The organism is Sphingobacterium sp. UBA7625 (genome assembly GCF_002484085.1).
Taxonomy (GTDB): Bacteria; Bacteroidota; Bacteroidia; order Sphingobacteriales; family Sphingobacteriaceae; genus Sphingobacterium; species Sphingobacterium athyrii.
Map to the genome: position 1 here is coordinate 104,347 of NZ_DLJD01000023.1, position 12,314 is coordinate 116,660.

Consider the following 12,314-nt stretch of genomic DNA (forward strand, 5'->3'; position numbering starts at 1 on the left):
GAACCTAAGCGATGAAATTTATAACTAAATATATAGTGCCTTTGGCCTTGGGATTGACCGTTTTTTCGGCTTGTAACAAAAATCTATTGGATGTAACGGCGACAGACCGGATATCAACAGAAGCAATTGAGTCAGATACAGCTGTCTTGGAAGCTTTTATTATCAACAGATACATCGGTGAAAAAATTATATCAAGTGAGGCTGACGGGACTAATCCGGGGTTTGGACGTGGATTTGAATACGCCCTTTGGTCTTCACTCTCTGATGAATCCATGTATACCAATGATGATAATACTTGGCTCATTATCCGGGGGCAGTTATCGCCTGAAAATTTAGGCGCCGCCGGATCGCTTTGGGCCCGTAGCTACCGCAGTATCCGTGAATGTAATTATGCAAAGAAAGTACTGACTACAATTCAGATGAGTTCTTCACATAAACGGCATCTTGAAGGTGAACTGCAGTTTATCAGGGCATTTCGGTATCACGATCTCATTCGGAACTTTGGCCGGGTTGTCTTGATGGGCGATACCGTGTATGGTTTGAAAGATGACTTAAGTACTGCAAGCCTTTTTGAGCGGAAGTCTATTCAGGAAGGAATGGATTATGTGATAAGAGAATTGGACGAAGCAATTGAAAAACTGCCGCTGGATAACAATGACAACAGCTGGGTTACCGGCCGGGCTACCAAGGCTGCCGCAATGGCATTAAAATCAAGACTACTGCTGTATGCAGCGAGCCCTCTCTATAACGCGGGTACTTGGGCTGACGCTGCTCAGGCAGCACAAGAGTTGATTTCGTTAAATAAATACAGCCTGTATACGGGCGGATACCAGTCTCTATTTTTGACTGACCGGAATCCGGAAACTATCTTTGCCCGTTATTATACCAAAAATGCCAATCATGTGCATTTAGAGATTGCAAACGGACCGAACGGCTATGGGGGGTGGGGTGGAAATACGCCTTACCAGAATCTGGTGGACGCTTATCAGATGAAAAATGGTCTAGCTCCGTTGAATGAGGATGGAACTGTAAACACTGCTTCAGGATACGATCCCAATAATCCCTATGTCAATCGTGATCCACGCTTTGATGCAACAATCCTACATAATGGTTCGATGTACAGAGGGCGCGCGGTTGAAACATTTATACCGGGCGGACAGGATAGCAGGGAGGGAAGGGATAATTGGAACACATCGAAAACCGGTTATTATCTGCGTAAGTTTATGAATGATGCGTATCCGTTGGAAAATCCTTGGGGAAATGCGGGATTTCAACCATGGAATTATTTTCGTTATGCTGAGATCCTGTTAAATTTTGCAGAGGCGGCTAATGAGGCCTACGGTCCGGATATGCTACCCGCAGGTAGTAGTCTTACAGCTAGACAGGCATTAAATTTAGTTCGGACAAGACCTTCTGTAGAGATGCCTGAAATACCTGTTGGGCAATCAAAAGATGAATTTAGAAAACTGTTGCGTTACGAACGCCGGATAGAGCTGGCCTTCGAGGAACATCGTTTTTATGACGTAAGAAGATGGAAAATCGCCAACATAACAGAGAATGTTCCAGCCTCCGGAATGACGGTGACAAAAGGAAATAATGGGCTTACCTATACGCGAAAAGAAGCATTATCGGGCCGCCGGTTTGAAGAGAAACATTATTGGCTCCCGATACCACGTGCAGAGATTTTGTCCTCGAACGGACAACTGGAACAAAATCCCGGTTATTAATGTTAGTTAATAAAAAAAAGACTTACTCGATGCGCTGGGACCCTTTTCGGAACCAGCGCATCTTTGTCAGATCAAGCAACCTTTACTAAATTATTTTATACATGCGATTTACGGTTATAGCATTTTTATTGATGAATATTGTGGCATCGGCATACGCACAGGAATATAGGCAGGGCCCGACCGAAAAGGATTTTGCCGGTTATTTATTCGCTTATTTTAAGGGCAATGCTGTGGCAGATGAAGCTGTCTGTTTTGCCATCAGCACCGATGGTTATACCTACCGTGCGTTGAACGGTAATCGTCCGGTACTGGATTCGAAGACCATCAGTAAAACCGGAGGTGTTAGGGATCCGCATATTCTCCGTGCTGAGGATGGAAAGACATTCTATATGGTACTGACCGATATGACCTCCTCCAAAGGCTGGGATTCCAATCGCGGTATGGTCCTGCTAAAATCGCAGGATCTGTTGCACTGGTCGCATCAGGCCATCGATTTCCAGCAGCGATTTACTGGGCAGGAAGATCTGAAGCGTGTATGGGCGCCACAGACCATTTTTGATTCGGCAGCAGGAAAATATATGGTCTATTGGTCTATGCAACATGGAAATGGTCCGGATATCATTTATTATGCCTATGCCAATAAAGATTTCACCGATTTTGAAACGGAGCCAAAGGTGCTCTTTGTGCCTAAAAACGGCAAATCTTGTATTGATGGCGATATTATTAAAAAGAATGGACTCTTTTACCTCTTCTACAAAACGGAAGGACATGGCAATGGAATCAAACTTGCCATGACCGATTCCCTGACTTCGGGGAAATGGATCGAACAGGTTGGGTATAAGCAGCAAACAAAGGAGGCCGTGGAGGGATCAAGCGTCTTCAAGCGAAATCAGTCGGATCAATATATCCTGATGTATGATGTTTATGGTAAGGGAAAATACCAATTCTGTATATCCGATGATCTCGATCGTTTTAAAGTGATCGACCAAGAGATTGATATGGATTTTCATCCCCGTCATGGAACCATCATACCCCTTTCCAGAGATGAGCTGACCCAGTTGACGTCTCATTGGGGCAAACCCAAGGATATACCGCTTGCGCTGAAAAGGAATCCAATTCTGGACGGCTTTTATGCAGATCCCGATATTCTTTACGCCAACAAAACCAAAAGATATTATATCTATCCAACAAGTGATGGATTTGATGGCTGGGGCGGCTATTATTTTAAGACCTTTTCTTCGGCCGATCTTATCCATTGGAAGGATGAGGGTGTCATCCTGGATCTTAAAAAAGAGGTTCCCTGGGGACCACGCCATGCATGGGCACCAGCGATCACCGAGAAAAAAGTCAAAGGCGACTATAAATATTACTACTATTTTACGGCGGCGCAGAAAATCGGTGTCGCCGTAGCGGACCAGCCAACGGGACCATTCAAGGACTCGGGCACACCGTTGATCGATTTCAAACCTCCCGGCGTAACTGGCGGGCAGGAGATCGATCCGGCGGTGTTCAATGACCCCAAGTCAGGTAAAAGTTATTTGTATTGGGGAAACGGTTACCTTGCCGTTGCCGAACTAAATAAGGATATGGTCTCCATCAAAAAGAATACAATGAAGGTATTGACGCCTGACAAAACATTTCGTGAAGGGGTATATGTGATCTTTCGCAATGGAATATACTATTTTCTTTGGTCAGAAGATGATACCCGCAGCGAGAATTACCGGGTTCGCTATGGGACATCAACCTCTCCCTATGGTCCGATCCGGGTGCCCGAGAACAATCTGATCTTACAAAAAGATCCGGCGAAAGGAATCTACGGTACTGGTCATAATTCGATCTTGCAAGTGCCCGGAACCGACGAATGGTATATTGTCTACCATCGATTTAGTTACCCAAATGGGATCAGGATGGGGGATGCAGCAGGTTTCCACCGGGAAGTATGCATGGATCGGCTTTATTTCGATGCGAATGGTCAGATCGTCCCTGTCATTCCAACCCATTAATATAAATCAAATCAACCTAAACCATTATATAACATGAGAACAATTATTAAAAATATAGCGATGCTTTCTACGGCAGTTTTAATTGGGCAGAGTACCCTCTACGCCCAGCCGGGGTTTGGGTTCGCTCAGCGGATCAACGCAGACTGGCAGTTCCAGTTAGAAACCGCAGGAGCAGCGCAAAGTGCAACAGCACTAAACGAGCAGGCCTGGAAATCGGTCAGGTTACCGCATGACTGGGGCGTAAAGTATCCTTTGAGTCCAAACCTCGCCAGCGCCACGGGATATTTACCCGGGGGTATAGGGTGGTACCGAAAACAACTGTCCATACCTGCTGCAGACCAAGGAAAGAAGATCTTTCTTTATTTTGAAGGTGTTTACAACCGCAGTGAAGTTTTTGTCAACGGCAAATCTGTCGGGAAGCGACCCAACGGCTATGTATCATTTTCCTACGATATCAGCCCGTATATTGAATTCGGAAAGGAAAATACCATAGCTGTCATGGTAGACCATAGCAAAAGCGCAGATTCGCGCTGGTACACAGGTTCCGGAATCTACCGGGATGTTTGGGTTGTCAAGGCCAATCAGATTCATCTGGATCAATGGGGGGTATATGCCTATCCGGAACTCAAAGCCGGCAAAGGAATACTAAACACTGAAATTACAGTTGTAAACAGTTCGTCCCAGCGTAGCGCAGTTACCGTGCAACAGGAGCTCATCGATGCCGAAGGTAGGCTTGTTGAGAAAAAATCCGGGCAGCTTACGGTCGCTGCAGCCGATAAAGCACGCCTAAACCTGAAATTGACAGCATCAAATCCAAAGCTGTGGAGCTTAACGCAACCTATACAATATACATTGCGGACGACAGTATGGCAAAAAGGCAAGCAGATAGATCAGTCCGAAGTAAAAACCGGTTTTAGGACCTTTACCTTTGATCCAGATAAAGGCTTTGCCTTAAACAACCAATGGATGAAAGTGAAAGGTGTATGCTTGCATCACGATGCCGGTGTCCTCGGTGCCGAGGTTTATACCGAAGTGTGGAAGCGTCGCTTACTCACTTTAAAATCGTTGGGTGTTAACGCTATACGTACAAGTCATAATCCGCAAGCTACCTCACTCTATACTTTATGTGATGAGCTTGGTCTGCTGGTTATGGATGAAGCGTTTGATGAGTGGGAATTTCCGAAGCGAAAGTGGCTACAGGGCTGGAATGTCGGTGTACCTGGTTTTGAAGGAGCTTATGACTTTTTTGAAGCGTGGGGGGAGCGGGATTTGGCCGATATGGTCCAAAGGGACCGGAATCACCTTTCAATATTTGCCTGGAGCATAGGCAATGAAGTGGATTATCCCAATGATCCCTATTCGCATCCGATTTTGAATGGCGAAAAAAAAGAAGGTGGTTTTACACAAGCTTCATATGGTGGTTATAAAACAGATGCGCCGGATGCCATGCGCTTGGGGGATATTGCCAAACGTCTGGTTGCTGTGGTAAAAAAATACGATCGAAGCCGAGCGGTAACGGCAGGCCTCGCGGGTGTGGCGATGTCCAATGAAACAGCCTACCCCGGAGCACTTGATATTGCGGGATATAATTACACCGAAAGCCGATATCAGGAAGATCATCAGCGTTACCCGAAGCGCGTAATCTTTGGAAGCGAAAATAGGCATGATCTTCCTGCATGGCTGGCTGTACGCGATAATGCGCATATATTTGGACAGTTTCTTTGGACGGGGATCGATTATCTAGGCGAATCGGGCCGTTGGCCTTCACGCGGTTTTTATTCGGGCTTACTTGATTTTGCTGGCTTTATCAAACCCAGGGGATATTTTCGCCAATCTCTGTGGGCAGAAAAACCCATGGCTTATTTGGGAACTTATCCATTGGCAGGAGCGACCACGAGGACGGATGTGTGGTCAGCTTCGGAAACTGAGCAGCAACAACGAAAAAACGAAAAACCCTCGATGGATGCCTGGCCGATCTGGAATTATCAGGACGGTCAGCTGATCCGGGTGGTCTGCTATACCAATAGTGCTGCAGCCCGGCTAGCACTGAATGGGCAGACCGTGGGTGATGAGAAAAAATACGATGCAAAAACAGGAATTATCTTTTGGGATATCCCTTATGCCACTGGTAGGCTGGAAGTGATCGGGCTGGACAGCAATGGAAAAGAAGTTGTCCGCCATGCGATTCAATCCAGCCAACGGCCGGCATCCATTCAGACGGTGCTTGTTGGGGATCCGTCGATTAAAGCGGGGGGTCTGCTGCAGCTAATGGTGCAGCTTGTCGATGAAAAGGGCATTCCCGTGGTTCTTTCGGAAGATGAAATTACCTGCGATATTACCGGAAATGCACGTTTATTGGGTATGGAGGCCGGAAACAATGCCGATATGGGTGATTATACGGATAATAAACAGCGGGTCCATCAAGGCAAAATGATCGTATATGTACAATCAACGGGCAAATCGGGGGACCAGATTACCATTCGGCTGACCTCACCCTGGCTGAAAGCCGCCACGGTATCCTATAGCTTTAACTGATGGGCCTATTCATCTGAGCGGAGTGTCCGTATTTCTAAAATTTTATGACTGGGGGACGTTGATGTCCCCTTGATTTTTACCTCTATTGTCGACATAGCGGTACTTCCTTTGGGAAGCTTTATGCGCGAGGTTTTAACAACAGCACTGCTATCAGTGCTCTTTAGGGTTTCAACAAGGATTCCATTGATCCAGATTTCGCTGGTCCGCAGCGCAGTATCTGTCATATACTTCAGGTATAGTGCACTAGCATCTGTATTTTTTAGCTGGTAACTGAACCAGCCGCTGGCTTCACGCCAACGCGTATCGTCAGTGCTCCCGGCCTTGCTACTTTCTTCCCGAAAGAAATGATCCGATTCCGGCTGTTGTTCTCCAGCAATAACCTTGTCCACCGTGATTGCAGTGAGGGCAAGGCTTTCGCGTTCATCCCTTTCAATTTTATCCTGCAGCTGTTGAAGTTGGGCAGAGGTTGCTTGTGGCCAATAAAGAATATACCTACTGTCATGAATACCATAGAAAGGTTCAAGTTCCATTTTTAGTGTGTCTTTTCCTCGGTGAAGTCCTGTGAGTGTAAAATGCAATGGTTTGGAGGAAACAGGATGGATAAGCGTTGGGATGGCCTTGGGATCACCTGTTAGGATAGGGATATCGCGCAATGGGACCTGCTTTCCAGATGCAATATGGCCCATCCGGCTATCGTCGGCCTTGAGTCCCGTTAAATCATTTGTTCCGGAGCGTGCAGCGAGGACAACAGGACCATAGGATATGCAATAATAATTACTTTGGTCAGGCAACTGTTCGGCCTGGATTTCCATTGGTAATTCCATACGCAGGCGATCTCCAGGCTTCCAGGTACGTTTTATTTTAATATGTGTTTCCGTGGAATCCGTAATGGGATAAGATTTTTCGTTTATTGATATAGTTGGCTTAGTCTTCAGCCATTTAGGTTTACGTAGATAAAGAGTAAATTCATGTTTATTTTTTGAATTAATGATCAACGAGGTATATGGATCCTTCGGGAAATTGTTGTCCTGAATGATCTCGACTCCCTTTTCTTTCCAATTTAGTCGAGAGGGAACAAAGAGATTGATGTACAAGTCATCCTGTGTATGTGCATAAATCATTTCGCCATACTTGGCATGGTTTTCCATTCCAGACCCCACGCAGCACCACATACTCGTCTGTGGTTGGGAGTAGACGCGATAATGTCCCGGACGGATTTGCGTGAAGTAGACAAGTCCACCGTGTTCGGGATGTTGGGTAGATAAAATGTGATTATATAATGCCTTTTCATAAAAATCCATATACTTGGCCTGTTGATCTGTACGGTACAGCATTTTTGTGAGCCTGAGCATATTGTAGGTGTTACAGGTCTCGGGGCCCTCGATGCTATGAACCATCTTCGAAAAATCGTTTGTAGGATTAAAGTGTTCACTGACACTATTCCCACCGATGGCAATGGATCTATGCAATACTACATTATCCCAGAAGTAGCGTACGGCCCCGGTCCATTCCACATCCTTGGAGAGTTCTGCAATTCGTGCGAAGCCCAGAACTTTCGGGATCTGCGTATTGGCATGTAATCCCGTTAATTTATCCTGATGTTGTTTTAAGGGGACCAAGATGGATTGGTGAGAAAATTTTCGCGCAAGATCCAGGTATTTGGGGTTTTGAGTAATTGCAGCGACATCTGCAAAAATTTCATTGAGACCACCATGTTCACTGCGCAACATATCCTGTATTTGAGTCTCAGACAGTTGAGAAACCAATCTAAGAGCCCAATCAGTCATCTCAATAAGCATGGTTTTAGCGGTTTGATTAGCCGTCAGCAAGTAGACATCGCGCAATCCGGCGTAGGTTTTATGAATATTATAAAGCGGAACCCACTTTCCATTTAGACTAAAAGTGCTTGAATGGATATTACCCATATGAATTTCTTCCCAGATGCGTTTACCTCCCGGGACACCGCCAATATAGCCATTTCCATTTGCTTGCTGACAGTGCCGCAGGGTTATAATCATATAATCAAGTCGTTCTTTGATCCGCGGATCGTCAGTAGAAGCGTACATATGTGAGAGTGCAGAAAGGTAATGACCGCCGATATGACCGTCCAAACCAGTGTTTTCCCAGTTCGTGTAAGATTCTTTAATGACAGGTAAGCCAGCTTCCCTTAAAAACGGAGCAAGTAGACGATCAGGATCCATCGCCAATAGGTATTGCAAATCAAGCTGTTGTGCATGATAAAAGGGGCCCGGTAATAATCGAATATCCTTTAGATCGAAATAGTTTAGCTGTTTGGGTGACTGTGCAAATAAAGATGAACAAAAAGCGAATACAAAGATTATTTGGGAAAGACTACTATTTAATTTCATTTCAAATTTAAGGTATGTAATCAGCTGCATGATCAAAGTATGCAACAAGTTGGTTATTGGATAATTCGAAGTATTGTATCGTTAAACCAAAGATATAAATTACAAAACTATTTTTAAATGTTTTTTTAACATTTATTATGTTGCTATATTTAGATGCCTGTTGATCCTTTGATTTGAAGCAATTTTATCGGAGGAATACCGCCGTACGTCTTATTGATGTTATATTGATTATACCTCCTGCGAATCGAAATTTGGAAGAAGGGTCTGAACTTGTATTGAAGACACCTGGCATTAACCTGTTAATTTATTGGTTTTAGACATTTTTACCCTTCTTTTAATTATTTGTTGCAAGGTCATTTTTTCGAAACCTATAGCTTTGCTTAATAACCAATTGGCGAACCGCTAGCGCATTCTTATGAATGATCCGAGAATGGGAACAATGGATTTTTAGCAATGCATCTTGTATTCTTTTAGTGCCTACAGTCAGTATGCTAGTAACAACCAATTCGTGTAAATAAATAACCAGGTACTCGCCTCTAGGGGCAATAAGACATTTATCTCAAATAAGATTATGAACAGAAATTATGTGTCTTCTTTCTTTTGTTTTCCTAAAGAAAGGAACAGGAAAGTAAAATGGTTGTTAATGGCTTCCATGTTAATGTCCATTGGGCGACTGTCTGCTCAAGAAAAAGTCATTCACGGAAAGATCGTAAGCGATCAAGGGAAACCGATTATCGGGGCATCGATCAAAGTGAAGGACAAAACCCTCAGTACATCCACAAATGAGAAAGGCGAATTTGTACTCAAGCTCAATCCAGGCGAAACCATTATTGTATCCAATGTAGGATATAATCATGTCGAATATGTAATCGGTAATTCTTCGGAAATCAGTATCCCGCTTGTGGCTTCAGAAATTGCGGTAGATGAGGTTGTGGTGGTGGGCTACGGTAAGCAGAAGAAGGTCGATCTGACGTCTTCTATTGCTGTTGTGGATACCAAAGATCTTGTGAAAGTCCCCGGAGGAACGATTGCCACGCTTCAGAGTGCTGTGCCGGGGGTGCAGGTAACCAATGGTGCCATCCGTATCCGTGGTGTTGGATCCATTAACGGAACTGATCCGCTTTATGTGGTTGACGGAATGATCGGTGGAGCTATGCCCGACGAAAATAATATTGCCAGCATCCAGGTTCTGAAAGATGCTGCTTCAAGTGCCATTTATGGTGCCCGGGGGGCCAATGGTGTTATTTTGGTCACCACAAAACGGGGTAAAGCAGGGGATGTGAAGCTCGATTACAATGCTTTCGCCGGCATCAAAAATATTTCTCACAATGTGCCCCTCCTGAACGGTCAACAATTGGCCGAACTGATTAATGAGGAAATGTACAATAAAGATCCTTCGCGCCAAGACTATCTAGCCGCTTTGTCCAAACCGTCCGCCATCGGGCAGGGGTATAATATGATGAATGAATTGTTGCAGACTGGCAATTACCAAAGGCATAATCTCTCGGTTTCGGGCGGATCTCAAAATGCCAATTTTCGGCTGAGCGGTATCTATGCTACAGACAAATCCATTATTATTCAGGATAAAAACAAGTATTATGGGGCCCAATTTATCTCTGATTTTACCAAGGGAAAACTCAAAATAGGTGAAACACTATCCTTGGGCTATACCCGTCGTAACTGGAGCGATAAAAATATCATCGATGCACAAAAGTGGTCCTCGACATTACCGTTGTACGATGCGAACAGCAGCACAGGATTTGCAGGAGCAGGGAATGGAACAGATGTACAGAGTGCTTTGGCAAATGCTTATCTCAACAAAAATGTCAATGACAATTTTTCGGTAAACGGCAATGCCTGGGCTACCTATGAAATCATAAAAGGACTGGTTTATAAATTTAACATGGGAATAGACCTTAGCCGTGTGCGGAATGAGGGATATATCGGCAACTACTCGGTCGGTCAATATCAAAACCATAGTCCTGATGAGCTCAATATATCCAGCAGTCAGAATAACCGCTGGTTATTTGAAAATACGCTGACTTATGAAAATAATTTTGGAAAACATGCGATTTCTGCTTTGGCAGGGATCACCTCGGAAGAGTCGCGATACAATGCTGTAAACGCGGGTGCCCGTGGTTTGCCCAGTCCAGATGTTTTGATCCTCAATTCGGCTTCCTTGGCCAGTTCCCGTCTTGTGGGATCAGGTGTAGGGCAATCGGCCATGTACTCGATGTTGGGTCGGATCAACTATAATTATGACAATCGTTACCTGTTGACATTTAATATGCGACGGGATGGATCGGCCAACTTTAGCAACCAATACCGTTACGGCAATTTTCCTTCGGTATCAGCAGGCTGGCGGATCAGCCAGGAATCATTTATGAAGGCCTTTCCTGCGATCAGCGAATTGAAACTACGCGGTAGTTATGGGCTTTTGGGGAATTCGGATATTGCACAATATCAATATCAACGGACGGTTAGTTTCGATCATGTCTGGTATTACCTGAACAATGTGATGGTCACGGGTGCCCTGCCACAGACACCCTCCAATCCGAATGTAAAATGGGAAAGTCAGTATTCAACTGACCTTGGTCTCGATCTGGAACTCTTTGATCATAAGTTGGCACTGACTGTCGATTACTATAATAAAAAGACGGAGGACATGCTGATCAATGTACCCATTTCGTTTACCGCCGGCTATGTCAACAACTTTCCCGTGCTGAATGCCGGCAGCATACGGAACCGGGGCTGGGATATCTTGGCATCGTACAAAGATCAGGTAGGTAATTTTGGCTATCGTATCGGCGCCAATATTTCTTTTGTGAAAAACCGTGTGCTGAGCCTGGGCAACAATAATGAAATTTTATGGGGAAGTATCTCGCCTGGGGGAGAAAATGTCACAAGGACGGCCGTTGGCCGTTCAGTGGGGGAATTTTGGGGCTACACAACCAACGGTTTATATACTAACCAAACGCAATTGGATGAAGATAAAGCTTTTGCGCCCAATGCAGCACTTGGGGATGTACGGTTCAACGACCGAAATGGCGACAAGGTCTTAAATGATCAGGATAAGGACTTTTTGGGAAGCCCAATACCCGATTTTAGCTATGGTTTCAATGCTGATGTTAGCTATAACAGTGCTATAGGGATGTTTGATCTGTCGATGATGTGGCAGGGAAGTCAAGGAAACGACATCTACAACAATAGCCGCTATTGGGGCGAGGGGATGTACCATTACTATAATAATTTTGCTTCAACGCTGGATCGCTACCGTGCAGAAGAACTTATCTTCAAAAATCCAGTATCCGGTGAAACGACAGTGTATCCCAAAAATACAGATACCGATATTCCACGTGCTGTACTTGGTGATCCTAATCAGAATTTAAGGGCTTCGAACAGGTTTGTTGAGGAAGGTTCTTATCTGCGGCTCAAAGTCGTCAATATTGGTTACAGTTTTTCTAGCCCGACGCTTGATCGCTGGAAGATCGATCGTTTACGGTTTTATGTAGGCGCAAAGAACCTGCTGACCTTTACCAAATATTCGGGTTACGACCCAGAAGTTGGCTCGGGTGATACACGTTCTAACTTAAGCCGTGGAATAGATGGACAAACCCCATGGGGACTGAGTTTCCCTAATTCTAAGGAGTATTTTTTTGGTATTCAAATTTTATTCTAAT

5 protein-coding genes are annotated in these 12,314 nt (G+C 44.7%); 4 read left to right on the top strand and 1 reads right to left on the bottom strand.

Features of this window, described 5'->3' with window-relative positions:
- Positions 1-11 precede the first annotated feature (11 nt).
- The 3 genes from B4G94_RS08815 (at position 12) to B4G94_RS08825 (ending at position 6,265) form a co-directional block, all read left to right on the top strand.
- Entirely contained in the window at positions 12-1,727 is a 1,716-nt protein-coding gene (locus tag B4G94_RS08815; protein ID WP_286858333.1) for a RagB/SusD family nutrient uptake outer membrane protein, read from the top strand.
- A 131-nt stretch (positions 1,728-1,858) separates the two neighbouring features.
- On the top strand, positions 1,859-3,730 hold the full coding sequence (locus tag B4G94_RS08820; protein WP_286858334.1) for a family 43 glycosylhydrolase: 1,872 nt from the start codon (positions 1,859-1,861) through the stop codon (positions 3,728-3,730).
- A gap of 33 nt (positions 3,731-3,763) precedes the next feature.
- Positions 3,764-6,265: a sugar-binding domain-containing protein gene (locus tag B4G94_RS08825; protein WP_286858336.1), complete on the top strand. Its 2,502-nt coding sequence runs from the start codon at positions 3,764-3,766 to the stop codon at positions 6,263-6,265.
- A gap of 5 nt (positions 6,266-6,270) precedes the next feature.
- On the opposite strand, the gene B4G94_RS08830 is transcribed toward B4G94_RS08825, so the two are convergent.
- Positions 6,271-8,634, bottom strand: coding sequence for a glycoside hydrolase family 127 protein (locus B4G94_RS08830; protein WP_165307125.1), 2,364 nt, complete (start codon positions 8,632-8,634; stop codon positions 6,271-6,273).
- 571 nt (positions 8,635-9,205) lie between these two features.
- Here B4G94_RS08830 and B4G94_RS08835 point away from each other — a divergent pair.
- Positions 9,206-12,313, top strand: a complete 3,108-nt coding sequence (locus tag B4G94_RS08835; RefSeq protein ID WP_286858338.1) for a SusC/RagA family TonB-linked outer membrane protein — start codon at positions 9,206-9,208, stop codon at positions 12,311-12,313.
- The last annotated feature ends 1 nt before the right edge of the window (position 12,314 follow it).

Excerpts from the sequence above, each read along its gene's own strand:
- B4G94_RS08815 (WP_286858333.1), top strand. The coding sequence starts at position 12 with ATGAAATTTATAACTAAATATATAGTGCCTTTGGCCTTGGGATTGACC.
- B4G94_RS08835 (WP_286858338.1), top strand. The coding sequence starts at position 9,206 with ATGAACAGAAATTATGTGTCTTCTTTCTTTTGTTTTCCTAAAGAAAGG.
- B4G94_RS08830 (WP_165307125.1), bottom strand. The coding sequence starts at position 8,634 with ATGAAATTAAATAGTAGTCTTTCCCAAATAATCTTTGTATTCGCTTTT.
- B4G94_RS08825 (WP_286858336.1), top strand. The coding sequence starts at position 3,764 with ATGAGAACAATTATTAAAAATATAGCGATGCTTTCTACGGCAGTTTTA.
- B4G94_RS08820 (WP_286858334.1), top strand. The coding sequence starts at position 1,859 with ATGAATATTGTGGCATCGGCATACGCACAGGAATATAGGCAGGGCCCG.